This is a genomic window from Arthrobacter sp. UYCu712 (assembly GCF_040547005.1).
In the GTDB taxonomy this organism is placed as follows: Bacteria; Actinomycetota; Actinomycetes; order Actinomycetales; family Micrococcaceae; genus Arthrobacter.
Genome location: NZ_JBEPOZ010000002.1, coordinates 306,805 through 331,769 on the forward strand (window position 1 = coordinate 306,805; position 24,965 = coordinate 331,769).

Annotated in this window: 23 protein-coding genes and 5 pseudogenes; 19 read left to right on the top strand and 9 right to left on the bottom strand. The window is 65.3% G+C overall.

Annotation, left to right across the window (positions count from 1 at the left end; translation table 11 throughout):
* The first annotated feature begins 26 nt into the window (after positions 1-26).
* From ABIB51_RS03545 to ABIB51_RS03560, 4 genes are all read left to right on the top strand, one after another.
* Positions 27-998, top strand: a complete 972-nt coding sequence (locus ABIB51_RS03545) for an ATP-binding cassette domain-containing protein (protein ID WP_354185505.1) — start codon at positions 27-29, stop codon at positions 996-998.
* A complete protein-coding gene (locus tag ABIB51_RS03550; RefSeq protein WP_354185507.1) occupies positions 995-1,828 on the top strand; it encodes an ABC transporter permease in 834 nt (277 codons plus the stop codon). Before ABIB51_RS03545 ends, ABIB51_RS03550 begins: the two co-directional genes overlap by 4 nt.
* A gap of 83 nt (positions 1,829-1,911) precedes the next feature.
* Positions 1,912-2,412, top strand: coding sequence for a HEAT repeat domain-containing protein (locus tag ABIB51_RS03555; protein ID WP_354185509.1), 501 nt, complete (start codon positions 1,912-1,914; stop codon positions 2,410-2,412).
* 109 nt (positions 2,413-2,521) lie between these two features.
* Entirely contained in the window at positions 2,522-3,013 is a 492-nt protein-coding gene (locus ABIB51_RS03560; protein ID WP_354185511.1) for a hypothetical protein, read from the top strand.
* Positions 3,014-3,183: 170 nt separating this feature from the next.
* Here ABIB51_RS03560 and ABIB51_RS03565 read toward each other — a convergent pair whose 3' ends face one another.
* Both ABIB51_RS03565 and ABIB51_RS03570 read right to left on the bottom strand, forming a co-directional pair.
* The gene (locus ABIB51_RS03565; protein ID WP_354185512.1) at positions 3,184-3,447 is read right to left on the bottom strand and encodes a hypothetical protein; all 264 of its coding nucleotides are present in this window, start codon (positions 3,445-3,447) and stop codon (positions 3,184-3,186) included.
* 264 nt (positions 3,448-3,711) lie between these two features.
* Positions 3,712-3,981, bottom strand: a pseudogene (locus ABIB51_RS03570) (hypothetical protein); the annotation flags it as partial.
* Between the two features lie 193 nt (positions 3,982-4,174).
* Here ABIB51_RS03570 and ABIB51_RS03575 point away from each other — a divergent pair.
* From ABIB51_RS03575 to ABIB51_RS03605, 7 genes are all read left to right on the top strand, one after another.
* Positions 4,175-4,858: a hypothetical protein gene (locus tag ABIB51_RS03575; protein ID WP_354185514.1), complete on the top strand. Its 684-nt coding sequence runs from the start codon at positions 4,175-4,177 to the stop codon at positions 4,856-4,858.
* A 148-nt stretch (positions 4,859-5,006) separates the two neighbouring features.
* Positions 5,007-5,723 (top strand): glycosyltransferase family 2 protein, encoded by a 717-nt coding sequence (locus ABIB51_RS03580; RefSeq protein ID WP_354185516.1) that lies wholly within the window; start codon positions 5,007-5,009, stop codon positions 5,721-5,723.
* Between the two features lie 5 nt (positions 5,724-5,728).
* Complete coding sequence (locus tag ABIB51_RS03585; protein WP_354185518.1) at positions 5,729-6,406, top strand: TIGR04282 family arsenosugar biosynthesis glycosyltransferase; 678 nt, start codon at positions 5,729-5,731, stop codon at positions 6,404-6,406.
* Positions 6,403-7,110: a methyltransferase domain-containing protein gene (locus tag ABIB51_RS03590; RefSeq protein ID WP_354185520.1), complete on the top strand. Its 708-nt coding sequence runs from the start codon at positions 6,403-6,405 to the stop codon at positions 7,108-7,110. The genes ABIB51_RS03585 and ABIB51_RS03590 overlap by 4 nt, the downstream gene beginning before the upstream one ends.
* Positions 7,107-8,579 carry a glycosyltransferase 87 family protein gene (locus ABIB51_RS03595; protein ID WP_354185522.1) on the top strand — a complete coding sequence of 491 codons (1,473 nt, stop codon included), beginning with the start codon at positions 7,107-7,109 and terminating at the stop codon, positions 8,577-8,579. Before ABIB51_RS03590 ends, ABIB51_RS03595 begins: the two co-directional genes overlap by 4 nt.
* Before the next feature lie 50 nt (positions 8,580-8,629).
* Positions 8,630-9,511 carry an MTAP family purine nucleoside phosphorylase gene (locus ABIB51_RS03600; protein WP_354185524.1) on the top strand — a complete coding sequence of 294 codons (882 nt, stop codon included), beginning with the start codon at positions 8,630-8,632 and terminating at the stop codon, positions 9,509-9,511.
* Positions 9,508-10,569 carry an NAD-dependent epimerase/dehydratase family protein gene (locus ABIB51_RS03605; protein WP_354185526.1) on the top strand — a complete coding sequence of 354 codons (1,062 nt, stop codon included), beginning with the start codon at positions 9,508-9,510 and terminating at the stop codon, positions 10,567-10,569. The genes ABIB51_RS03600 and ABIB51_RS03605 overlap by 4 nt, the downstream gene beginning before the upstream one ends.
* A gap of 30 nt (positions 10,570-10,599) precedes the next feature.
* On the opposite strand, the gene ABIB51_RS03610 is transcribed toward ABIB51_RS03605, so the two are convergent.
* From ABIB51_RS03610 to ABIB51_RS03620, 3 genes are all read right to left on the bottom strand, one after another.
* Positions 10,600-11,052, bottom strand: a complete 453-nt coding sequence (locus ABIB51_RS03610; RefSeq protein ID WP_354185528.1) for a hypothetical protein — start codon at positions 11,050-11,052, stop codon at positions 10,600-10,602.
* The gene (locus tag ABIB51_RS03615) at positions 11,049-12,263 is read right to left on the bottom strand and encodes a molybdopterin-dependent oxidoreductase (RefSeq protein ID WP_354185530.1); all 1,215 of its coding nucleotides are present in this window, start codon (positions 12,261-12,263) and stop codon (positions 11,049-11,051) included. The genes ABIB51_RS03610 and ABIB51_RS03615 overlap by 4 nt, the downstream gene beginning before the upstream one ends.
* A 105-nt stretch (positions 12,264-12,368) precedes the next feature.
* Positions 12,369-13,052 carry a hypothetical protein gene (locus tag ABIB51_RS03620; protein ID WP_354185514.1) on the bottom strand — a complete coding sequence of 228 codons (684 nt, stop codon included), beginning with the start codon at positions 13,050-13,052 and terminating at the stop codon, positions 12,369-12,371.
* 378 nt (positions 13,053-13,430) lie between these two features.
* On the opposite strand from ABIB51_RS03620, the gene ABIB51_RS03625 reads away from it, so the two are divergent.
* The 6 genes and pseudogenes from ABIB51_RS03625 to ABIB51_RS03650 form a co-directional block, all read left to right on the top strand.
* Positions 13,431-13,580: a hypothetical protein gene (locus ABIB51_RS03625; RefSeq protein WP_354185532.1), complete on the top strand. Its 150-nt coding sequence runs from the start codon at positions 13,431-13,433 to the stop codon at positions 13,578-13,580.
* A 32-nt stretch (positions 13,581-13,612) separates the two neighbouring features.
* The gene (locus tag ABIB51_RS03630; RefSeq protein ID WP_354185534.1) at positions 13,613-16,903 is read left to right on the top strand and encodes a hybrid sensor histidine kinase/response regulator; all 3,291 of its coding nucleotides are present in this window, start codon (positions 13,613-13,615) and stop codon (positions 16,901-16,903) included.
* Complete coding sequence (locus ABIB51_RS03635) at positions 16,900-17,913, top strand: GGDEF domain-containing response regulator (RefSeq protein ID WP_354185536.1); 1,014 nt, start codon at positions 16,900-16,902, stop codon at positions 17,911-17,913. Before ABIB51_RS03630 ends, ABIB51_RS03635 begins: the two co-directional genes overlap by 4 nt.
* 62 nt (positions 17,914-17,975) lie before the next feature.
* A complete protein-coding gene (locus ABIB51_RS03640) occupies positions 17,976-18,140 on the top strand; it encodes a hypothetical protein (RefSeq protein WP_354185538.1) in 165 nt (54 codons plus the stop codon).
* 122 nt (positions 18,141-18,262) lie between these two features.
* Positions 18,263-18,868, top strand: a complete 606-nt coding sequence (locus ABIB51_RS03645; RefSeq protein ID WP_354185540.1) for a PadR family transcriptional regulator — start codon at positions 18,263-18,265, stop codon at positions 18,866-18,868.
* A 199-nt stretch (positions 18,869-19,067) separates the two neighbouring features.
* Positions 19,068-20,291: pseudogene (locus tag ABIB51_RS03650) on the top strand (IS256 family transposase); the annotation flags it as partial.
* 563 nt (positions 20,292-20,854) lie between these two features.
* On the opposite strand, the gene ABIB51_RS03655 reads toward ABIB51_RS03650, so the two are convergent.
* Positions 20,855-21,196 (bottom strand): rhodanese-like domain-containing protein, encoded by a 342-nt coding sequence (locus ABIB51_RS03655; protein WP_354185542.1) that lies wholly within the window; start codon positions 21,194-21,196, stop codon positions 20,855-20,857.
* 85 nt (positions 21,197-21,281) lie between these two features.
* Between ABIB51_RS03655 and ABIB51_RS03660 the strand changes: the two genes are divergently transcribed.
* Entirely contained in the window at positions 21,282-21,725 is a 444-nt protein-coding gene (locus ABIB51_RS03660) for a MarR family winged helix-turn-helix transcriptional regulator (RefSeq protein ID WP_354185544.1), read from the top strand.
* A gap of 160 nt (positions 21,726-21,885) precedes the next feature.
* Here ABIB51_RS03660 and ABIB51_RS03665 read toward each other — a convergent pair.
* From ABIB51_RS03665 to ABIB51_RS03675, 3 genes and pseudogenes are all read right to left on the bottom strand, one after another.
* Positions 21,886-22,218, bottom strand: a pseudogene (locus tag ABIB51_RS03665) (IS3 family transposase); the annotation flags it as partial.
* A gap of 157 nt (positions 22,219-22,375) precedes the next feature.
* Positions 22,376-23,356 (bottom strand): annotated as a pseudogene (locus tag ABIB51_RS03670) (IS3 family transposase).
* Positions 23,357-23,547: 191 nt separating this feature from the next.
* Positions 23,548-24,582 carry a zinc-dependent alcohol dehydrogenase family protein gene (locus ABIB51_RS03675; RefSeq protein WP_354185546.1) on the bottom strand — a complete coding sequence of 345 codons (1,035 nt, stop codon included), beginning with the start codon at positions 24,580-24,582 and terminating at the stop codon, positions 23,548-23,550.
* Positions 24,583-24,720: 138 nt separating this feature from the next.
* Here ABIB51_RS03675 and ABIB51_RS03680 point away from each other — a divergent pair.
* Positions 24,721-24,965: pseudogene (locus tag ABIB51_RS03680) on the top strand (AraC family transcriptional regulator); the annotation flags it as partial.

The window sequence follows — 24,965 nt, forward strand, 5'->3', positions numbered from 1 at the left end:
AGCGGTGCTCTAAAGAAGGAGACATCATGACTGCCACAGTCACTGCCACGGACCTCGCCTTCGATGTCCGTGAACTACGCAAAACCTATGGTGATCACACCGTCCTGGACGGCATCGACCTGAGGATCGGACGCGGCAGTGTGTTCGCCCTGCTCGGCCCCAACGGTGCCGGCAAGACCACCACTGTCCAGATCCTTGCCACCTTGCTCAAGGCGGACGGGGGCACGGCCGTGGTGGGCGGCCACTCCGTGACCGACGAACCGGGCCGTGTCCGCCGGGCCATCGGCGTGACGGGGCAGTTCTCCGCAATCGACGAGCTCCTCACCGGCGCCGAAAACCTCCGGCTGATGGCACGTCTGCGCCATGGGCCCAAGAGCGCGAGGGAGGCCTTGATCGAGCGTCTGCTGCGCCAGTTCGATCTGACCGAGGCCGCCGGACGGCCCGCATCCACCTACTCGGGCGGCATGCGGCGGCGGCTCGACCTCGCCATGACCCTGGTGGGCGACCCGCGGATCATCTTCCTCGACGAGCCCACCACAGGCCTCGACCCGCGCAGCCGGCGAGCCATGTGGGATGTGGTGCGCACACTGGTTGCCGGCGGTGTCACCCTTTTCCTGACCACCCAGTACCTCGAAGAAGCCGACCAGCTCGCGGACCGGGTGGCCGTGCTCGACGGCGGACGCATCGTCGCCGAAGGTACGCCGGCCGAGCTCAAGGCAACGGTCGGCGAGGAGCAGCTGCGGCTTCGCTTCGCCACAGAAGACCAGGTGGGCAGGGCGCGGCTGGCGCTGGCCACCGTCGTACCGGACGGCTTGCCGGCCTCCGACGACGAACTCGAGCTCCGCGTGCCAACCCCGGCCAACGGCGCCGCCGTGCGCGGCGTGCTGAACCTGCTGGCAGCCGCCGGCGTGGAACCTACCGAAGTCACCACCGCCGCGCCGGACCTTGACGATGTCTTTTTCGCGCTCACCGGAGCACCCGCCAAGGAGGAAGCATGACCACGATGACGGCACCGGCTGCGGGCCGCGAACCAAGGGCCGTGCAACACGCCCTGGCGGACACCGCGACGCTGACGGGGCGAGGCCTGAAACGACTGGTCCGTTACCCGTCGATGGTCATCATGATGATCGGTTTGCCGGTAATCTTCCTGCTGATGTTCGTGTACGTCTTCGGCGGCATGCTGGGCGCGGGTCTGGGCGCAGAAGCCGACGGCGGAGTCGCGGCCTACCTGCAGTACGTGGTCCCTGGCATCGTACTTATGGCCGTGGGCACCGGGGGCGCCGGTACCGCGATCTATATCGCGATGGACATGCGACAGGGCGTGGCGGCCCGGTTGGCCACGATGGACGTCTCCCGCGTCGCGATCCTGTCCGCGCACGCCCTGGTCAGCGTTGTGCAGGCGCTGCTGGCGACACTGGCGGTGGGGGCTGCCGCGATGCTGCTGGGATTCCGGCCCGCCGGTGGGGTGCCGGGGGTTCTGGCAGCGCTCGGCGTCGTTGCCCTCATCGCCTTCGCGCTCACCTGGCTCTGCCTGGCCCTCGGCATTGTTGCCGACACCGTGGAAACGGCGAGCAACCTGCCCATGCCCTTGTCCTTCCTGCCCTTCCTGAGCAGCGGGTTCGTCCCGACGGATTCCATGCCCGCGTGGTTGGGCGCGGTGGCCGAGTACCAGCCGTTCACTCCCTTCATTGAGACGGTGCGGGGGCTGCTGATGGGTACCGACGTTGGAAAGTACGGGTGGCAGGCACTGCTGTGGTGCGTCCTGCTGACAAGCCTGGGGATGCTGTGGTCGCTGAGCAAGTACGACGCCAGCCAAACCCGCTCATGACACCCACCGCCTGACTGAGTGCCGCACTTCTGCGGTGCCACTTGGGTATTTCCCGCTCCGGGCAGGGCCCCTATGATCAGGGCATGAGGCCCCGTCCGCAGGTTTTGATTGAGAGCGCCGTCCACCTCTACGGCGAGGATAAAGTCGTCGAGTGGGCGGTGGCGCTTCTTGCCGGGCAGGCGGCCGGGGACGGCCCGGATATCGGTTTGCTGGGCGGCTCCCCGGGCTGGGCACCCTACTGGCCCCGGGTCTGGGGAGCCCGGGCATTCCTCTACGCATGGAACGAGTCAGCAGCACCGGCCGCGGTCAAGGGCCTCGGTGACGGGCATTGGCGGGTCCGGGAGATGTGCGCCAAAGTCTGTCGCCGCCGGGAACTGACAGAGGGATCGGCTGCCCTGGTCGAGTTGACCTCAGATCCGGTTGAGCGCGTCCGACTGTCGGCGCAAAAGGCGATCGGTGACATCTGCGAAGCGGACGCGGCCGGCCCCCTGCTGGCCGCACAATTCGGAAGCCGCCGAGAAGCCGACGTGGCTGCAGCGGCACTGCGGTGCATGGAGCAGAGATTGGACCGACGGCTGCGCTGACTCGTTTCGGCCAAAGCGTCCGTCAGGAATCCCAACATTTCCGTTTGAGCTCTCCGCCGTCAGCTGACGCAGCCACACGCCCACCGCCAGCACATGAAAGTATTCACTTATGAATATCGACAATGATGCTGCCAACCTTCCGGAGTTCACGGACTCACACGGCACAGACGCCTCGCCCGACGTCAGCCGTGGCTGGGACCACATCGGGGCCATCATTGTCGATGCCACGTTGCAGCGACGGCAGAACTACCACGCGACCGTCAAGCCGCGTGTTCTCGCACTGGTCGCGGCATGGCCGGATGCTGCCACGACCAGCGGATTCCGCCGTCACCTCGACACGGGGAAGCTCTCGGACGTTATCAGCTGGCCCTCCCCTGGCCGTCTCGCCCAGGTAGAGGACTTGACGTGCGTGCTCGAGCGTCAGGGCATCGAGACGGTACTGGAACTCCAAGGCGCACTCGGCGACCACGCCAAGAGAGCCGTTCTTCGCGAGGCCCTTGCCGCCGTGCGGCATGTGAGTCCCAAAACGCTGGATTACATCGACACCCTGAGCGGAATCTCAACGGTCGCGGCCGACGACGTACAGGGACACGGAGAGTAGTCCGGGCTGTCGGCGTTGAGGACTTGACCGGCGGGCACATGACCGATGGCGCCACCGGCGCTGCGCCGGGCAACCCATTGGCGCGCAGGTTCGATCGCGGCCAGATCCCTGATATGGCTATTCTGGCTTGTGTATCCGGATCCGCCTCGAGCTTCGTGTCGACAGAAGGTTCAGTGGGACGGTGCCCCCGGTGGCACAGGGTGACCCACCGGCGCGGAGAGAGCCTCGGCCTTGATGAAGGCCTGGTCTTGTGGGGAGAGCGGGAGCTGGCCGTTTCGATCCACTCCCTCGAAGATTTCTTGCCGGTCACTAGCTCGCTGGAGCACATCCGTCACGCCCCGCGGAAGGATGACGCTGCCGGGATTGGCCCGCAACCATTCCTGCGTATTTGGATCCAGCTTGTCCCACAGGTTCTCGATTGACGGTCTGCTCACTGTTTCCTCCACTTGGTCAATATTCTGAGGCCAGGAACCCGGGCCGGTGCGGCGGCGGTTTCCTCTGAAATTCATTTGATTCCGGTGCGCGACACACGACAAGACCTGTCGCCTATTCTTCCTTCGCACCCGAGCCTCGGGTCAGGGGCTAAAGACCCGCATGGGGAACATGGATGTACTGCCCTTGTTCCCGACGCGGGTCTTTGACGCAGCCCCCTGCCGGTCCAAAATATGCCGGAAGTCGTCAGGCCCCGGCGGCCGGTTTCAGATCATCGCGCAGAGACCCGGAGTAGAGACCAGGAGTGCCCTTCCCTGCGGGGCCGGGTTGTCGGGCCGGCTGGACCGGGAGGCCGGAGCGAAGGTGTTGGCCGGCCGGGGCAGCCCGTAGTGCTCGCGCAGGGTCCGTCCGGTGTATTCACGCAGGAAGAGTCCGCGCTCCCGCAGGATAGGGATGACGTGGTCCACGAAGACGTCAAGGCCGGACGGGAACACAGGCTGCATGATGTTGAATCCGTCCGCGGCCCCTGCCTCGAACTTCGTCCGCATGTTCTTCTGCGTCGCGTCCGTGTAACGGGTTGGTGACGGTTCGGGTGGGACCCATCCGGGAGGTCTGTGTTGTCGAAGTACTCCTGACAGACCAAGCCGGACCCGCAGGAAATATGTCAGGCCGTGCACCACGGCCGCGGGTACGGGAACATCCCGCTCACCGATTTCAAGGAGTACTCCCATGCGTACATCGATCAAGACTTTCCTCGGCGTTGCCGCTGCCGGTTCGCTGATGCTTTCCCTGGCCGCCTGCGGCCCGTCAAACACCGCCTCCACCGCCTCCTCCGCCCCGGCCGCCTCGTCCTCGGCATCGGCCGAGATGCCGAAGCCGCTGGCCGCCATCCCGGCACTGACCGGCACGAGCACCGCGGTCAAGCTCGACGCCTCCTTCGCCAAGGCCCTGGAGACCCTGCAGCTGACACCCGGCGTTGTCGGCACCGCGGCGCTGACCGACGGCTCGCTGGTCTTCCCGATCACCGGCGGCAAGGTCGACTACTACGACCCCGCCAAGGACTACCGCCCGTACGTCCAGGGCCTGATCAGCCACGCCGGCTCCGGATTCTCCCTCACCGCCGGCGAGACCAAGGTCGACCTGACCAACTTCACCATCGACCCGGGCAGCTCCAAGCTCTACGGCGACGTCGCGGTCAACGGCGAGACCGCCGCGAAGCAGGCCTACATCTTCAACCTCGACGGCTCCACCCTCAAGCCGCTGGCGAAGTCCGGCGACACCGCCATCCTCGAGGGCACCCGCGTGCTGATCTCCGACACCGCCGCCGGCCTGCTGAACAAGACCTTCAAGACCGACGCCGTGAAAGCCGATATGCTCGTCGGCATCGCCAAAATCACCGTCAACACCAAATAAGACCCACCCCAGGAAAACCTGCCGGATGCATGGTCTGCACCGGTGGGAAGTGCCACGGTTCCTCCTTGGGGAGTCCGTGGCACTTTTCTGTACGGGAACCGTTAGAAATCCCGCGCGAAACGACGTCGCGGGAACCAAGCCTTGAAGGATGTCTGAGATGACCGGAGCCATGGTTGATGTCATTCTGCCGTGTTTGAACGAACGGGGCGCCTTGCCGTGGGTGCTCTCCCGCATGCCGGAAGGGTATCGGGCCATTGTTGTCGACAACGGCTCCACGGACGGGTCCGCTGAGCTGGCGGCGAGTCTGGGCGCGGCAGTGATCGCTGAGGACCGGCGTGGATTTGGTGCCGCCGCCCACGCGGGCCTGCTCGCGGCCACCGCCGAGTTCGTCGCCTTCTGTGACTGCGACGGTTCACTCGACCCTGCCCAATTGCCGGCCCTTCTGGCTCCGATCATGGACGGCACTGCGGAGCTGGTGCTGGGCAGCCGTCAGCCGCAGCGCGGCTCGTGGCCCCTACACGCCCGCATCGCCAACATTGTCCTGGCATGGCGGCTCCGGCGCCTGACCGGTGAACGGGTGACTGATCTCGGCCCCATGAGAGCAGCACGCCGCGTGGAGCTGCTGTCCCTCGGGCTGGAAGACCGCCGGAGTGGCTACCCGTTGGAGATGTTCCTCAAGGCGAGCCTGCGCGGCTGGCGGATAGAGGAGATGCCTGTTCCCTACGCACCCCGTACCGGCAAGTCGAAGGTGACAGGAACGGTACGCGGAACTGTGACGGCGGTGCGGGATATGTCGGTCCAGCTCAAGGCAGCCGCAGCGGCTTCGCCGTCCAGACCGGTCCGGACGGGTTCCGGCAGCGAATGACAGTCATGAGCAGCAGCATGGAACTGACAGTGGCGGTCATCGCCAAAGAGTGCTTGCCTGGGCGCGTCAAGACCCGGTTGAGTCCTCCGCTGACGCCCGAGCGGGCCGCTGCCCTGGCCCAGCTGAGTCTGAGCCGCACGCTGGGCACCGTCCGGCTCCTCCCCGCACGGAACCGGCTGCTGGTCATGGACGGAACGCCGACCGCCGCGGACGCCGCCGGCTTCACCGTTGTACCGCAGGCAGCCGGAGGATTGGACGAACGCCTCGCTGGCATCTGCGATGCAGTCACTGGTCCGCTTCTCATCGTCGGCATGGATACACCCCAGTTCGCTGCCGACCATGTGGCGCCACTGTTTAATGATTGGTCCACCGGCGCGGGTCATGAGGCTTGGATAGGTCCGGCCACGGACGGCGGCTTTTGGGCCCTCGCCCTGCGCCGGCCCAACGGAGATTTGATCCGGGGCGTGCCCATGTCCACTGACACAACCGGGGCCAGGCAGCTCGCTCGGCTGGTCGCCGCCGGGCTGAGCGTCGGACTTCTTCCCGAGCTGACTGACATGGACCGCTTCGGCGATGCCCTCGAGATCGCCGCCCTTATGCCGGGCACGGACTTTGCCTGCGCTGTCGATGCGGCTGCACACCTTGTGCGGGGCTCGCTGCTCGGCGCCGGTGCGCGGCCGTGACGGCCACTGTTGTGGCTCCTGCCGCCCACTTCGGCCAAGGGCACCGCGAGCCCTACGCGAAGGCGCTTGCGGATGGATCCGGGACGCTGACGCTCCGTCCGGACAGCTCCGACCACGAAGCAGACGCCGTGGACTTTGATGTCCGCAGCTGGTGCGAGGACGCAAGCCCCCTGGAGCGTTCGCTGCTGCAGAGCCTTCAAGGTCCGGTCCTCGACGTCGGATGCGGCCCCGGCCGGTTGCTGGCTGCCGCCCAGCGGATGGGCCTGCCCGCCCTGGGTATCGATACCAGCGCCGAGGCGGTCCGCCGGGCGCGAGGCCGCGGCGCCCGTGTACTTGAGCAATCGGTGTTTGCCCCGCTGCCGCAGCCCGGTCTGTGGCAATCCATCATCCTGCTCGACGGCAACGTCGGCATCGGCGGAGGCATCACCTCCCTGTTGCGGCGCTGCAGCCAACTCATTACACCGCACGGAACTCTCCTGGTTGAGGTGGAAGCCGATGAGGACATGGACACCGTCTACTCCGCCGTGCTCGAAGACGGGGATGGAAACCAGAGCGAGTCTTTCCGCTGGGCACGGACCGGCAGTGCCGGGCTCGTGTCCCGGGCACGGCGCAGCGGGTGGACAGTGACTGCGATTCAACGGCTCAATGGCCGGGTCTTTTGCCGCCTGACGCCTGCCGCCGAACCAGGCAGGATCGCAGGGTGACCATCGCTCCCCTCTCACCAATCCGCGCAGCCGGCACCACACTCAAGCTGTACGTCGCCTTGCCGGCTCTCTTCCTTGTCATTGCGGTCCTGCTGTGGTGGATGGTCGTCCCCGGGAACCCCTTCGAATCGGCGCCGATCGTCGGCACGTGCATTTCGTGGGTGGTGCTGCTCGGGGCAATCAGTCTCCTCAGGCATGTTCCCCGGCGCCGGGTGGGTGCCATCATCGTCGCGGGCACGGTGCTGCTCGGCCTGCTCGCCGTGGCCGCACCGCCGCGGACCAGCAACGACTCTGCCCGGTACGCCTGGGACGGGATCGTCCAGAAGGCAGGAATCTCCCCCTATTCCCACGTACCGGTGGACGAGACCCTCGGCGATCTGAGGCCGGACTGGCTATTCCAGCCGGGGGCCTCCGGCGACGACGGACGGACGGCCTGCGCCAAAGACCTTTTCGGCACGGAATCTGTCGCGGCCTTCGGTTACCCGTCGGGCAATCCCCTGTGCACGGCCATCAACCGGCCGCATGTGCCCACCATCTACCCGCCGACAGCGGAAATCTACTTCGCCGGGGTGCGGGCCGCCGTCGCTGACTCGGTCGGATACCTTCCCTTCCAGCTGGGCGGGCTGTTCATCAGCGTCGCTGTCGGGCTGATGCTGCTCGTAGTCCTGGCCCGACGTGGCCTGCCCCTCCACCTCGCCGCGGTATGGGGCTGGAGCCCGTTCGTGCAGCTTGAGGCCGTGAACAATGCCCACGTCGATCTGCTGGGCGGCGCGCTGATCCTGGCCGCCGGGATGCTGCTGACCGGCGGCAAACCGCTGCGCTCGGGGGTCGCTTTCGGCGCCGCGGTGGCCACGAAACTCATTCCGGTCATTGCAGCCCCGGCCCTGTTGTTCCGGCGCCCGGCCAGGTTCATCGCCGCAGCCGTGGCGACGTTTGCCCTCCTGTACGTCCCCTATCTCGCTGCCGCCGGCGAAGGTGTCCTGGGCTTCCTGCCCGGCTACCTCAAAGAAGAGGGCTACAGCCAAAGCGGCGGGATCCGCTTCGGCCTCGCGCAGCTCGTCTCCGCCGGTCCCTGGCCGCCGGTGCTCAGCGCCGCGGCCCTGGCAGTCGTCTCCCTCGTTGTACTGCGGCGGACCCGCGCGGGGAATGTTTGGGAACAGCAGACCGTGATGATCGGGCTGACATTGCTGATTGTCAGCCCCAATTACCCCTGGTATGCGCTTATGCTGTTGCCGTTCGTCGTCCTGAGCCGGAGGTGGGAATACGTGGCAGTGATCCTTGCCCTGGACGTCATTTACATGGTCCCCACGGTCGCCCCCTTCAGCGGGCCGCTCAACCAGGGCGTCCTCCTCCTGGCAGCCGTAGCCATAGCCTCAGGTGCATGGCTGCGTCACCGCGGCAGGTCTCGAGTGGCTGTCATCCAAGGCCTCCAAACTAAGGCGCCTCACTCTCCGGCGGCGGCTCGATGACGGGCCACCCGCTGCCCCTTAATCACTCCGACGAATGGCAGGATTGCATCATGGACACATCAATTCCCGGCGCGGCACGGGCGCGCATCGGCATCATCGGCGGCTCCGGGACCTACCGGCTCCCCGGGGCTACCGTCCGGTCGATTGTCGACGTCGAGACCCCGTACGGGCCGACGTCGGCCCCCGTGACGCTCGCCGACCTGGCCGGACAAAGCGTGGCTTTCCTCCCCCGCCACGGCGGAGACCACTCTGTCCCGCCCCAGAAAATCAATTACCGGGCCAATCTGTGGGCGCTCAAGAGTCTCGGAGTCGAAGCAGTGCTCTCATCCTCCGCCGTGGGCGGGCTGCGGGAAGGATTCGGGCCTGAGACCTTTGTGCTCACCGACCAACTGATCGACCGCACATGGGGACGCACCGATACGTTCTTCGACGGCTCCATAGCCGACGGCGTCGCCCCTGCCGGTGTCCAGCACCTGCCGGCCTCCGAGCCGTTCTGCCCGACCCTGCGTTCCCATCTGGCCGCCGCCCTCGCGGGGCAAAACCTGTCCTTCGTCCCGCAAGGAACGGTGGTGGTGATCAACGGTCCGCGCTTTTCAACGAAGGCAGAGTCGGCATGGTACGTCACCGGCGGCGCTGACATCATCAGCATGACCCAGTATCCCGAACCGGTTCTGGCCGCCGAACTGAACATGGGCTTCGCCAACCTGGCTTTCGTCACGGACTCCGACACAGGACACGATGGCTCGGAGCCGGTGACGGCCGACGCCGTCTTTGCCCGGCTGAAGAATGCCCAGCACAGTGTCCTGGCCGTTCTGGAAGCGACCGTCGCCGCGATCGGCGCTGACTACTCCCCCCGCCCGCTGATGGATCAGGTAGCCGTGGCCAGGATCATGGCCCTCCCCGTTGTCCGGGAAGCTGTGACGACCCGATGAGACTCCTCGTCACGGGCGGCGCCGGTTTCATCGGTTCACATGTCGTCGATGCCGCCCTGGCCGAGGGCTGGTCCGTGCGGGTCCTCGACTCACTGCATCCTGGCCTGCACCCCCGCCCTCCGGCCCTGGACCCGCGCGTGGAACTCCTGACCGGCGATGTCGCGGACCCGGCCACGGTCGGTGCGTCATTGGAGGGTGTTGATACGGTCTGCCACCAAAGTGCGAAAGTGGGGCTGGGCGTCAGCTTCGCCGACGCGCCGGACTACATCCGCAACAACGACTACGCCACTGCCGTGCTGCTGGCCGCCATGGAACGGCTCGGCGTCACCCGCCTGGTTTTGGCCTCCTCGATGGTGGTCTACGGCGAAGGCGCCTACGTCCATCCCACGACGGGGGTGCCGGTCCGGCCAGGACCCCGGGACGAGGCCGATCTGCGAGCAGGCATCTATGATCCCCGAGACCCGGAAACCGGCGCGGTCCTTGTCCCCGCGATGGTCACCGAGGCCGCCGCCCTGGATCCGCGCAACGTCTACGCTGCATCAAAATTGAGCCAGGAGCATCTTGCCGCTTCGTGGGCCCGCAGCACCGGCGGCTCGGCAGTAGCCCTGCGCTACCACAACGTCTACGGCCCCAGAATGCCCAAGGATACGCCCTACGCCGGGGTCGCTTCCCTGTTCCGCTCGGCACTGGCCCGCGGCGAAGCGCCGCGGGTCTTCGAGGACGGCGGGCAGCGGCGCAGCTTCATCCATGTCAGGGATATCGCCGCCGCCAACATTGCCGCCGCCAGGTTGCTGTCCGACGCCGATGCGCCGGGATTCCGCGCCTACAACGTCGGCGCGGATGATGTACGGACGATCGGTGACGTTGCCACGGCACTGAGCACCTTCGCCTCCGGTCCGGCCCCCGTCGTAACCGGCGAGTATCGGCTCGGCGACGTCCGCCACGTCACCGCTTCCTCCGAGCTGATCAAAGCCGAACTGGGCTGGGCCCCTGCTGTTGGGTTCGACGAAGGGATGCGGGAATTTGCCACCGCTCCCCTGCGCGGTGAACCTGTCTGACCGTTACAGAGTGGCAGCCCGGCGATCCGGTCAGGGACGGATGCGCCCTGACCGGCCGGCACGGCGTTCGAGCGTGACGGTGGCGGCGGCGGAGCCGGCGGCCAATAGTACCCAAAACCATATGAGGCTCCCGGCGTAGTCTGCTTCCAGGACCGTGGCGGATCGCGCCACGGACTGGGCTTTCAAGAGGACCCCCGCCACCAGGGTGACTACCGCGCCTGTCAGCAGGGCGCCACGGAGCACGGCAGCGGACGGCGACTGGAGTTTCGAGCCTGCTCGGGTCAGACCTGCGCCGGCGAGGGTGGAGAGCGGCACAATGACGCCGTCATGGATGAGGACCGCAACAGCCATCCAGGTCAGCAGACCGATCAACTGTTCCGGACCCAGTTGGGTGGGCAGACCCAGCAGCCCGTAGCCCAAAATTGCGGTGCCGGCAATGCCGAGCGCGGCCCGGACGCCTTTCACAGTTCTCGATGTTTTCACAGGACCTCCACGCTGTGCAGCCACTTGGTCTGTAGGACCCCGGGACGCCCGGGGGCGATGATTCTGGCCGGGTAGCCATGATCCAGATCGAGCACGGAGCCGTTAAGTTCCAAAGCCACGAGCGTTTTCCCGTCCTGGGCGTACTCCGCCGGCATGTTCATGATCCGGTATGCCCCTTCGGGTTCCAGGCTTGTGACCTTGAGAGCTGATCCTGCCGGAGCCCTGACGGCATCCATGAGGTCCTTCATCCGCACGCCGCGCCATGTCGCCATCTGGCTCCAGCCTTCGACGCATGCGATCGGCAGCTCCTGGGTGTGTTGCGGCAGCGCCCGGAGTTCGGCAAGGCTGAAGGCATGCTTAGTGGATCCATGGCGTACGTGGAGGACCCAGTTGTCGGAACTGGCCAGCTCCATCACCTTAGCGTCGGCAGCGGTCCGGTTGACCGGGACGCCCTGGGGTCCCGTGCCCATTTTGCGCGGGGCGAAAAAGTTCGCCGGTGCGAGCCAGGAGAACGACTGTCCCGCCGTCGTCAGGACGACGGTTCCTGTCGCCGCGGCAACACCGGTCAGGAATGCCCGTCGCGACCACCGGCCGGGTCCTGCCCTGCCGGAGCCGGATGCACGCCCGACGGCGGTCAGGCCGCCGTCGTCCGCCGCTGACGTGTGGGTGCTCCCAGGCGCCGGGCGCGCACGCCAGTGGGCCGCAATGACTGGCAGTTTGAATGCGATGTGCACAAGGAGCGAACCCCAGATCACCCAGGCCAGCCAGTAGTGGGTCTCGCGAAACGGAAACGGCCACGGATACCACTTGTAGGTATTGATCAGTCCGGTGGTCAGCTGAACAAGTGACGAGGCAATAAACACCGCAATCGAAGCCCGCTCCAGACCGTGGGTCAGCGACCTCACCGGTGGCCACTTGAGCAGTTCGGGGTACACGGACCACAGCTTCGCCAGCAGCAGCGGAATGGAGGCGATTCCCGCCGTCACGTGCAGCCCCTGGGTCAGCTGATAGATCCACACCGGGCTGGTGGGAAAGATCATCCACGACGGCGGATTCTGCAGTCCGTGGCTGAAAAGTCCGGTCAGGAAGCAGATGGTGAAGCTGACGCCGAGCCAGCGGCCTAGGACGACGGTCAGACGCGAGCTTCGTGTGGGCGAGCAGAACTTGGCCGCCAACGCCTCGGTCAGCCTCTGCGGGTCGGGCTTATGCATGACTTGATCTCCACCATTCCGGGACCGCCAGGGACCCCTCTAAGAGCCGAACCGAAACGCCACGGACCCCCAAGGTCCGTGGCGTTTCGGTTATCGGGGTGGGTCTTATTTGGTGTTGACGGTGATTTTGGCGATGCCGACGAGCATATCGGCTTTCACGGCGTCGGTCTTGAAGGTCTTGTTCAGCAGGCCGGCGGCGGTGTCGGAGATCAGCACGCGGGTGCCCTCGAGGATGGCGGTGTCGCCGGACTTCGCCAGCGGCTTGAGGGTGGAGCCGTCGAGGTTGAAGATGTAGGCCTGCTTCGCGGCGGTCTCGCCGTTGACTGCGACGTCGCCGTAGAGCTTGGAGCTGCCCGGGTCGATGGTGAAGTTGGTCAGGTCGACCTTGGTCTCACCGGCGGTGAGGGAGAATCCGGAGCCGGCGTGGCTGATCAGGCCCTGGACGTACGGGCGGTAGTCCTTGGCGGGGTCGTAGTAGTCGACCTTGCCGCCGGTGATCGGGAAGACCAGCGAGCCGTCGGTCAGCGCCGCGGTGCCGACAACGCCGGGTGTCAGCTGCAGGGTCTCCAGGGCCTTGGCGAAGGAGGCGTCGAGCTTGACCGCGGTGCTCGTGCCGGTCAGTGCCGGGATGGCGGCCAGCGGCTTCGGCATCTCGGCCGATGCCGAGGACGAGGCGGCCGGGGCGGAGGAGGCGGTGGAGGCGGTGTTTGACGGGCCGCAGGCGGCCAGGGAAAGCATCAGCGAACCGGCAGCGGCAACGCCGAGGAAAGTCTTGATCGATGTACGCATGGGAGTACTCCTTGAAATCGGTGAGCGGGATGTTCCCGTACCCGCGGCCGTGGTGCACGGCCTGACATATTTCCAGCGGGTCCGGCTTGGTCTGTCAGGAGTACTTCGACAACACAGACCTCCCGGATGGGTCCCACCCGAACCGTCACCAACCCGTTACACGGACGCGACGCAGCTTGAGCGGGAATGGCAGGCGAGGGAAGCTGCGCAGATCCTTCGGTTTTCCTGCGTGAACGCGCCGGATGCGATTCTGCCGGTATGGGACGGTAGATTCACCATCATCTGAGTATGAACAGACCGGCAGCTGGGAATTGAATGTTTGACCGTCAACGGGCCGGAACCGCCGGGGCTAAGCGGATTTTGCCCCGTGATTGCCCGATGGAATCGAAAAACCACTCCGGCGCCGGAACGGCATCCCCGGCAGTGCCAAAGCTGATCCGATGTGGCCGGAACGCCGTCTACATCGACCCGACCGAGGCGGACAGCTTTCCCGGCGTTCCCGCCGTCGTTTCGCTGGCGCTCTCATGAGAGCGCCGCGCGTAGTCCCCGTACGGTGGCTGATGGCTGCCGCCTTCACGGCGTGTGCAGCCCTGGCCGGAGTCCTGGCAGCTGTCCCGGGAACGACCCTGGCGCTGACGGTCGGCGATTTCGCGATTCTGCTCGCCGCACTCGTCGCTGTGGCCAGCTGCGCGCGTGCTGCCCGGCGCCCGGATGCAAACGCGGCCGGCTGGCGGTTCATGACCATCGCGTTCTCCTTCTGGGCGGCCGGGCAGGGAATCTGGACGTTTTTCGGCCTCACCCGGGACCACATCTATCCGTTCCCGTCGCTGGCCGACGCCGCATTCCTCGGCTACGCGGTACCGGCGGTCGTTGCCCTGTTTTCCTTCAAACGGCCCCCGGGCTCCCGCGTTGCCCTCATGCGCACCCTGCTGGACGCAGCGGTCATCGCGAGTGCAGTCCTGTTCATCAGCTGGGCCACGGTGCTCGGTCCCGTGTCCCAGACGGAAGGCCAGGCTTTTCTCGCCCACCTGACCGGAGTGGCCTACCCGGTGGTTGATGTCCTCATGGGTTCGTTGGTGCTGGTGCTGACCATGCGCAGTGCGCCCGGAGATCGGCTGCGGTGGCTCTGCCTGGGCGGCGGCATGCTCGTCCTGGCCCTGACCGACAGCGTCTATGTCAGGCTGACCTTCGAAGGCGTCACCGGAGTGACCGGAACGCCGCTGGCGGCGGGATGGGTCTTTGCGTTCCTGCTGATTGCGCTGGCCCCGTTGGCCCGCCGCACGGAACGGAGCCGGGTCGACCGGCGCAGATACACCCTTGCGCTGGAACTGCTGCCCTACTTGCCCGTGGCGGGCGCAATCCTGGTCTCCCCTGACCGCCTGAGGCAGGAAACTGATCCCTTCCTCCTGCTCACCGGACTAACCGTGGTGGTGCTGGTCGCCGCCCGCCAGTTCGTCATCATCTACCAGAACGTCACGCTGACCCGTGATCTCGAGTCGAAGGTGGCCGAGCGAACCGCGCAGCTCGAAGGCCTGGGCGCGATTGTGAATTCCTCGGACGATGCGATCCTCGGCTCGGACAGCCAGGGCTTGATCACGATCTGGAACCCCGGTGCGGAACGGCTCTACGGCTACGCGGCGTCCGAGGCGATCGGCCGGAACCGCGGGTTCCTCATGCGGGATCCGGACCGCGAGTCCGAGTTGGCCACCATCAAGGCAGCATTCGACAGCGGGGATGCCTGCAGCTACGAAACCGAACGGGTCAGGAAGGACGGGACCGTGCTGCCTGTCTCGATGACCGTCTCACCCATCCGGGGCGAGCATGGCGTCCGCGGGGTAGCAACGATTGCCCAGGACATCACCGCCCGCCGGGCAGCCGAAGCGGAACTACTTGTTGCCCGTGAGGCGGCGGAAGAATCGAGCCGTCTCAAATCGGAGTTCCTGGCCACGATGAGCCACGAAATCCGCACTCCCATGAACGGCGTCATCGGCTTGACCTCGCTAATGCTGCAGACGGACATGGATGAGACTCAGCGCCAGTACGCCGAAGGCGTGAAGGGCGCCGGCGAAGCCCTGCTGACGTTGATCAACGACATCCTGGATTTTTCGAAACTCGAGGCCGGCAAGGTTGATCTGGCCCCCGCACCGTTCGATCCGCGCGTGCTCGTCGAAGAAGTCGCCGTTCTCCTGGCCGAATCCGCGAAGGCCAAACGTCTCGAACTGATCGCCTACTGCAGCCACGACGTCCCGGCGCGGCTGCTTGGGGATGCGGGCCGCATCCGCCAGATCCTGCTGAACCTGGCCTCTAATGCCGTGAAATTCACCGCCTCCGGCGAGGTCGCGATCCGCGTCCACGTTGAGGAGGCCGACGCCGATTCCGGCCTGGGCGTGGTGCGCTTCGAAGTCCGTGACACCGGGATCGGGATCGACTCCGCCGACCACGACCGGATGTTCGAATCATTTTCACAGGCCGACGCGTCCACCACCCGTCGCTTCGGCGGGACCGGCCTCGGCCTGGCGATCTCGCGTCGGCTCACCGAGGCCATGGACGGGGAAATCGGAGTCATGAGCACCCCGGACCAAGGAAGCACCTTCTGGTTCGCCATCCCGCTGCCGGCGGCCCCTGCCCCGGCCATTCTGCCACCGGATCTGCTCACCGGGCTCCGGGTGCTGGTGGTGGACGATAACGCGACCAACCGCCTGGTGCTGGAATCGCAGCTGGCGGGCTGGGGAATGAAACCCGACGCCGTGACCAGCGGCCGGGAAGCCTTGGCCCGGTCCAGGGCAGAGGAAGCGGCCGGCCGGCCCTACGACATCGCCGTCCTGGACATGTGCATGCCACACATGGACGGGCTGGAGCTTGCACACATCCTCAGCACCGAGGGAACCGCAGTGTCCGCCCGGATGATGATGCTGACCTCCACGATGCAGGTCGACAGGGCCGAGCTTGCAGCGGCCGGTGTCCGGGAATGGCTGACCAAACCCGTGCGCAGCTCAGCGCTCTTCGACCGGCTCATGCGACTGGTCGCCGCCCCGTCCGCAGCAGCCGCAGGGCCAGCAGCTGCCCGCCCCGGGCCCGCGCAGTCAGCGGCCGCGCAGCACATCGGTCCCTCACGCGGCAGGATCCTCGTCGTCGAGGACAACGACGTAAATCAGCTCGTAGCGCAGGGTATGGTCGCGAAACTGGGATACCAGGTGGACGTCGTCGAGGACGGTGCACAGGCGGTCGCTGCAACCGGGAAGGTCCGGTACGCAGCCGTGCTCATGGACTGCCATATGCCGGTCATGGACGGCTTCGAGGCCACCGGGGCGATCCGTGCGCGGGAAGGAAGCGGCCGCCGGCTGCCGATCATCGCCATGACGGCCGGCGCCTTGGACGAGGACCGCGAACGGTGCACCACCGCAGGCATGGACGACCATCTCTCCAAGCCGGTGGATCTGGCCAAACTGGAGGCAGTTCTCGCCCGATGGATCCCCGCACTCCTTCCGCGCGGCCACGAGCCCGTACTCGATCCCGCCAGGCTGTCGATCCTTCGGTCCCTCGGTGCCCGGGACGGGCACGGGCTGCTGCCCCAAGCCGCAGAAGCATTCCGGCAGGACATTCAACCGAGCATGGACTCCATGCGCCGGGCCTTGGACGAGGGCCGTGGCGACGCCCTCGCAGGAGCCGCCCACAAGCTCAAGGGCGCCGCGGCCAGCATCGGAGCCAACCGGGCGGCTGCGCTCTGCCACCAACTCGAACACATCACGGACACACCCGATCAGACCCACCCGGAGCTGTTGGCGAGGCTCGAGGCGGAACTCGCTTTGGTCGACGAGGCCCTGGGTCACGCACTGGCGGGGAAGCCATGAAAGTCCTGGTAGCGGACGACGACTACATTTCCCGGCTGGTTGCAAAGGCTGCGGTAGAGCAGTCCGGGCACGAATGCCTCGTCGCCGCTGACGGCGACGAGGCCTGGGAGCTGTTCCAGGTCCACCGGCCCCAGGTGGTGGTGACCGACCTGAAAATGCCGGGCCTGGACGGGCTGGCCCTCTGCCGCGCCATCCGGGCTACCGACGAGGACTCCTACACCTACGTTGTCCTCGTGACCTCGCACGGGTCGCAGGACGATGTCCTTGCCGGGCTGCAGGCCGGGGCTGACGACTACGTGACAAAGCCCCTGGACCCTTTCATCCTTCACACGCGCCTTCTCGTAGCGCTCAGGGTAACTTCGCTGCACACGGACCTCGCCCGCTACCGCACCGCCCTGGCCGAACAGGCACGCCGGGATCCCCTGACAATGCTCTCCAACCGGCTCCAACTCTCCGAAGACATCGAACGGCTGCACGAGAGCAGCGAGCGGTACGGGCAGGACTACTGCGTCGCCCTTTGCGACGTCGACAATTTCAAGGCGTACAACGACCTCTACGGACATCCCGCCGGCGATACTGCGCTGCAGACCGTCGCAGACACACTCGCCAGCCATGCCCGGAGCAGCGACGGCGTCTACCGCTACGGCGGAGAGGAATTTCTCCTCATACTGCACAACCAGAAGATTTCCGGGGCCCGAATGGCCGTGGAACGGGCAAGGGCGGCAGTCCAGGCCATGGGAATCGCGCACTCCGGCGGTCCCCTCGGCGTCCTGACCATGAGCGCAGGAATATCGGCCTACTCATCCGGCCACCGCGTCAGCACAGAACAGCTCCTAAAGGAGGCCGACGTCGCCCTGTACGCCGCCAAAGCCGCGGGCAGAAACACCGTCGCCGGGATAGATGCGGCCAACGCTGAACTGCCGGCTGAGGCACCGGTGGCCGCTCGACCGTGGGACCGGGTTTCGCAGACCACTCCAGCCGTCGCACAGCCAGGGCACAGGCCAAGCTAAGTTCCCGACAATTCCGCTGCAGGAGAGTGGTCACAGGAACACCCGCCCCTAGGAGGACCCTGATGATCATCTACCGTCCCATCGCCCCGCTGACCACCGGCCGCACTGGCCTTATGCCTGCGCTGGCCGCCGTGGCCCTGACGGCTGTCCTAGGCACCACCTGGCAGGACTCCGATGAATTTTCAGGCCCGTCGGACATCACCGGGGAAACGGCGCCGAAGCCATGACCCGCCTAAGAGGGGCCGATCTCAACCCTTGACCCGCGATACTCACCGATATATCGTTAACTATCGCCGAAGGATCGGTGACCATCAGTGAAACACAAATGCAGTGGAAGGACGATGCCACTATGAAAGGCACTCCAGACGATAAATTCACAGACGACGGAGCCTACTTGGGACGCTTCGGGCGCAGCAGGAGCCGCCGCGGGCCCCACGGACACGGCGGTTTCGGGCCGGGCCGCGGGTTTGGGCCAGGTTTCGGGCCGGGCTTTGGACCCGGGTTCGGTCCCGGCGGTTCACGTCGGGCCAGCAGGGGCGATGTTCGTTCGGCGATTCTCTCGCTCCTGGCCGAATCACCCTCCAACGGCTACGGCCTGATCAAGACAATCGCCGAAAAGACGTCCGGAGCCTGGCGTCCGAGCCCAGGCTCCGTGTACCCCACGCTTCAGCAGCTCGTTGATGAAGAGCTCATCGAGCCGGTGGGTGATGGCCGGGGCACCGAGTTCGCGCTCACCGATGCGGGCAGGGCCTACGTGGCCGAGCACGTCGAAGAGCTGGGGAACGCGTGGAACACCGACCCGCAGGGATCCGGCCCGGCATTCCATCAGAGCGTGGGAAAACTCATGGGCGTTATCCACCAGTTCCGCTTCTCGGCCACCGAGGAGCAACGCAATGCCGCGATGGAAAAAATCGATGAAACCCGCCGCGCGCTCTACCACATCCTCGCCGACTGACACCGTCGCCGGGGCGCCCGTCACATAGCGGACGCCCCTCGGCGGCGGCTCGGCGGCGAAGGTGCTGGATCGCCTGTTCCGCTCGCCCGAATTCTTCGTTCGCCCAGCGGCCCCGGCCTATCCTTGGGTTACGTCCCGTGGAGTGGTGTAGTTCCCGGCTTCTGAGTATCTGATTCCCGACGTGAAGAGCCATCGTGCGATGGTCAGTGAGCACCGATCAAAGAACTCACAAAGGACACAAACACACGATGCTCTAGACCAGTCCGCCCTGCTCGACCTGCTTGGACAACTGAAGCTCACCGACGTCTCGGACCGGATCCCTGCCGCGACCGAAACGCTGTACCAGCAGCTCAGCGAGGCCGAGGCGACCGCGTTCATAGGCGCCGCCCCGTTCGAACGCACCGAGGCACGGACCACCCAACGCAACGGGTCCCGGCCCAGGACGTTGACGACCACCGCCGGGGACCTGAACCTGAAGATCCCCAAGCTGCGGAACGGGTCGTTCTTCCCGGCCCTGCTTGAGCGCCGCCGCCGCGTCGACCAGGCCCTCTACGCGGTCGTGATGGAGGCCTACCTGCACGGGGTCTCCACCCGCAAGGTCGACAACCTGGTCAAAGCGCCCGGGGCCGATACCGGGATCTCCAAGTCCGAAGTGTCCCGGATCTGCGAGGACCTGGACCACGAAGTCGGCGCGTTCCGGGACCGCGACCTCTCGGCCATGGACTACCCGTATGTGTTCCTGGACGCCACCTACTGCAAGGCCCGCGTCGGGCACCCGGTGGTGTCCCAGGCAGTCGTGGTCGCCTTCGGGGTGGCCGCCGACGGACGCCGGGAAGTCCTGGGCTTCGACGTCGGCGACAGCGAGAACGAGGGATTCTGGACCACGTTCCCGCGGTCGCTGAAGACCCGCGGGCTGGACGGAGTGAAGCTGGTGATCTCCGACGCCCACAGCGGCTTGAAGAAAGCCATCGGGACGGTGTTCCAGGGCGCGGCCTGGCAGCGCTGCCGGGTGCATTTCATGCGCAACGTGCTCTCGACCGTGGCCAAGGGATCCCAGGACATGGTCGCCTCGATCATCCGCACCGCCTTCGCCCAGCCCGATGCCGGGCACGTCAACACCCAGTTCGACGAAGTCACCCGGATGCTTCTCAAATCCCACCCGAAGGTCGCCGCGATGCTCGGCGACGCCCGGGACGACGTGCTCGCGTTCACCGGGTTCCTGGCCAGGCACTGGCGCCAGATCTGGTCCACGAATCCCAGGGAACGGGTCAACAAGGAAATCAAGAGGCGGACCGACGTCGTCGGGGTCTTCCCCAACCCCGCGGCCCTCCTCCGGCTCGCCGGCGCGGTCCTCGTCGAGCAACACGACGAGTGGGAAGCCGGGGACCGCCGCTACCTTTCCGAGGCCTCCATCGCCGAACTCAAGGCAATGAACACGGCACCCGCCGAACCGGTCGAGGAGGCGATTTTGCTCCCGAACTCACTGCAGCACAATCAGAGAACTGACCCGCACGGTGTCGAGGCAAACTCCACCACTCAGCGGGACGTAACCCCGGGGCGCGGCCCGATCCCACTTTCCCACGGCTCTTCAACCCGGCACTGCGGACCCAGCCGGCACATGTCGCGGCGTTGAATCCGAGCTCCCTAGCGGCCGCCGTCGTACTCCCCAGGCGGTCAAAGACCTCGAAAAACGCCTTCTTCCGGTCCGCTCAGACGAACCACGGTCGTTGCAACGCCCAAAAATAGTCTGGGTGTTGCAACGACCGCTGGAACCCGCATCTGGGCACGTCCACGACAGGGCGCTGATCATCATTTCTTGCGGCGGTATCTCATGGTCTCAGTCGCCCGGGTCTGCATAAAAGTTCCGCCTTCCAGGAAGTGGCGTCGCCGGAGGCGCTGCCACTCTGGCCTGTTGCATCGGTGGCCTCCACGGAAGTCAGGAGGATGCCGAGGTCACGGCGAGGGCCGGCCTGATCGGCGACCTCGTTAGGCGTTGATGAACGCGCCAGACTCGATCGGCAGGCCCGCTTGTACCCAGTCCTGAATGCCTTCGCGGTACTTGCGCACATTGGTATACCCAGCTGCCACCAGTCGGTTCGCTACGCTCTGACTATTCGGGCAGGACTCATTGGAGCAGTAGGTAACGATCGCAGCATTCTGGTCCGGGAGCAGGCTCGGTGCCTGTGCCGCCACGTCGGCTTCCACGAGTGGCAGCGCCTTGGGCAGGTGCTGCTGCTCGTAGTACATGCCCCCCAGCGCGTCGACTACAGTGACAGTTCCCGAGTCAATTGCCAGCCGGAGTTCGTCGCGGCTGATGAGTTCGACCATGATGCCTTCTTTCTCTAGTTATGTGCGTGTGCACACAACTATAAAGGAGTGTGCGTGTGCACGCAACATCGAATAGGATTGGCTTATGCCTTCCCGCAAGAAGCTCGCCTCCGATGCTTGGGGCGCACTGCTCCAAGTACACGCCGCGCTTGTCCCAATCCTGGACAAGGAAGTCCAAAGTCAGACCGGATTACCGTTGTCGTGGTACGACGTTCTGCTCGAACTGGCAACCGAGCCAGAGGGACGACTGAGGATGAGCGACCTCGCAGAACGAGTGGTCCTTAGCCGAACACGGGTCAGCCGGCTCGTGGACGAATTGGTCGTCCGAGGCCTGATCACCAAGGAGGGCCATCCTGATGACCGACGCTCGGCATACGCTGTCATCACGAAGGCCGGATTGGCCGAATTCCGCGCCTCGGCCCCGGTTTACATCCGCGCGATCGAGAGTAAGTTCGCGTCCACCCTCACCAACGAGGACCTCCTGCTTCTGTCGCGGGTCCTCGGCAAGATCCAGAAGCCAACCGCGTGACTCCATGATGGACTCCCGCCCCCACAGAAGCACCCGATCCGTCGGCCTCCTCTCGCCAAAAACAGCCGATGCCTTCACCGGGACATGCTGGGCCCCGTTGCAGTCCGGCTTCTATGCGATAGCTAAATTGGTTTTCTTGGGTCCAGGTTTCCCACTACCGTTTGCCTTCGGCCATGGGGTCGTTGATTTCTCCGGAGAGTTGTTCCCTTCTGAAGTGGGCGTCGAATGATTTGACGAAGCCGTTCTGCCAGGGCGATCCGGAGTCGATGAATGCGGTGGACACCCTGGCGGTGTTGCATCAGCTGACCAGAACCTCAGCGGTGAACTCGGGCCCGTTGTCGCAGCGGACGTAGGCCGGTGTGGTATCCGGTTTCGGCGATGATGCCCTCCCGCGCCGCGACCACGTCGGAGGCCTTGAACGACCGGTGGAGAACCGGATGTGCCGCCCGCAGGAGGCCACATCGGACTGGAAGTCGAAACTGAAGGCTCGAACGTGAACTCGCAGCCGCCTTAATAGATCCAGAAGCCGGCGCCCACAGACTATTGACCGGCTGACGGGGCAGATCTGGCCGATGCAGAGCGTTCTGCACTTGAAGACCCCGGCTTCTGAGCTGCTGCGGGGATTTCGGACAGCGGATTGAGTGGGTTTTCTACGCTGCCAGGGCTGGCTGTTGATAACCAGAGTGGACTTCGTTGGGCCGCCGGTAACCGGGCGCGGAGTGGCGGCGCCGGCTGTTGTAAAGCCCCTCGATGTAGCGAAGGACGTCGCTGCGGGCTTGTGATGTGGTCGCGTAAACGGTCCGATACACACGCTCGTTCTTCAGGGCTGAGAAGAACGATTCGGCCATGCTGTTGTTCCAGCAGACGCCCGTGCGTCCCATCGGGGAGCGCATGCCCAGGCCGGCCACCAGTGCCCTGAAATCCGTTGAGGTGTAGACGCTGCCCCGATCAGAGTGCCAGATCGCGGACGGCTCGATCCGGGTCGTAGCGGCGGCGTTCTTGAGCGCGTCTGCGACGAGTCCGGTGCGCATGTGATCGACGATGGACCAGCCGACGACTTTCTTCGAGTAGCAGTCGATGACGGTGGCGAGGCAGAGGAATCCTTGCCAGGTGTGGATGTAGGTGATGTCGCCGACGAACTTCACCCCGGGGCGGTCCGCGGTGAAGTCCCGCTGGACGAGGTCGGGCATGCCCGCGGCCGCCTCAGCGCCAGCCTCGGTGGTGATGCGGAACGGGCGTGGTTGACAGGCCACCAGGCCCTGGCCGCGCATGATCTGCCGCACCAGCTCGGGAGAGCACCCGGTCTGTTCCGCGGGAATCGATGAATTCATACGTGCTCACTACCGCTGCTCCCGCGCGAAGTAAGCGCTGGCTTTTTTCCGGAAGGCAGTCTCCGCCCGCAGCTCTTGAACTTCACGCTCGAGCTCCCTCAGCCGGGCCCGTTCAGACACCGTCAGATCCGCCTCCGTGCCGCCGTTGGCCGCGCGGTACTTGACCAGCCAGTTCCGGAGCGTCTCGGGGCCGACACCATACGCGGTGGCCACGTCCTTGATCGGCTTGGACGTGTTGATCACCTCCCGGCACAGCTCGTCCTTGAACTCCTGGGTAAATCGCTTGCGTGATGCGGTCATGCTGATCTCTACCTTCGGTAGACCCTCATTTTAAGAGGGCCCACTGTCCGAGATCTCCGCGGCAGCTCATTCCTAGTGGGGCGCGTTTCTTCCCTGGCCTGTGGTCGCTCGCCGTGATACGACCCCTCTGGGGCGTTCCCCTGCCTTGAAGGTGAGCGTGCAGTGGACACGGAGTGGACGCCGGCTAGGAGTCACCACCCGGGCAGCGGGGATTGTGGCATTGTGATGACGATCTTGCCGAAGTGTTGGCCAGCTTCCAGGTGCTTGAGTGCCTCGTGGATCTTCTCGGCTGTGTATGTCGAGTCGACCAAGGGGCGGATGGAGTGTTGGTCGATGAACGCGCCCATTTCCTCATACATTTCACGCGATCCGGTTTCGACGCCATGAATTGTGACGTTTTTGCTGACGAACTCATAGGTGTTGATGAGCGCCGCCAAACCGGCGATGAGTCCTATGAAGGCGATGGCTCCCCCGATTTTCACGGCCCTCAGGGAGTGGTTAAGGTTCTCGCCGCCAATCGTCTCGATGACGTGGTCAACGCCCTCCCCACCCGTAAGTCTTAGGACTTCCGAGGCCACATCGGGAGTCTTCCGGTAGTTGATCGTCTTGAGGGAACCCAGCGCGTGCAATTTTCGGATTTTGTCGTCGCTGCTGGAGGTGATGATGGGGATGGCTCCAAGTGCGAGAGTGAACTGCAGCGCGAACAACGAAACGCCGCCCGTGCCGTGAATGAGAACCGTTTGGCCTCGCTGGATGCGTCCGCGGCGCACGACAGCGTGCCAGGCAGTAAGGGCAGCGACCGGCAGCGTTGCGGCGTGCTCATCATCAAGAGAGCGTGGTGCGCTCACGGCCTCGTCCTGATCGATCGTGACGTATTCGGCAAGCATGCCGCGGTTAGCCGGGCCACCTGTTGGAGTCACATACGTCTCACGCGTGAGCGGGCCCGACTGCCACTTGGGTAGGAATATCGCAGAGACCCGGTCGCCGACGGCGAACCGGTTGGTTCCCTCTCCGACCCCGACAACGGTGCCCACCGCGTCAGAAACTGGCACCACGGGGTGGGCCGGCTTCCAACCACCCAAACCGCCGACGACCAACAGGTCCCTGTAGTTAAGGGACAGCGCCGCGATCTTCACCAGCACTTCACCAGGCCCTGGTGTCGGTATCGGCAGCTGGCGTGGTGAGATCTTTTCGATCCCGTCACCGTGGGTGGTCCAGGCAGTCATGGGGCCGGCGTGCCCGTACATCACGGTCGGGCTGGCGGCTGGTTGAGTAGTCATAGAAGCAATATTCCACCGGCAAGTTATGCAGCGAAAGTGGCGTAAACGCTGTTTATAGACAAAATTCGGCCATATCATGATGAGGTGCTTAAAAAGATTGCCGTCATCCTGCAACCACCGGTGTCTTTGTTTGAGTTGGGCGTCTTGGCGGAGGTATTCGGCGTCGACCGTTCTGCCGATGGCGTACCACGATTCGAATACTTGGTGTGTGCCGAAACCCCGGAGGAGCCTCTGTCGGCGGGGGCAGGTGCGTTCGTCACCGCGACCGGCGCGCTGGCCGACGCCGCAGACGCTGACCTGATCGCAGTCCCCTCGTCCTCGCTGACCAC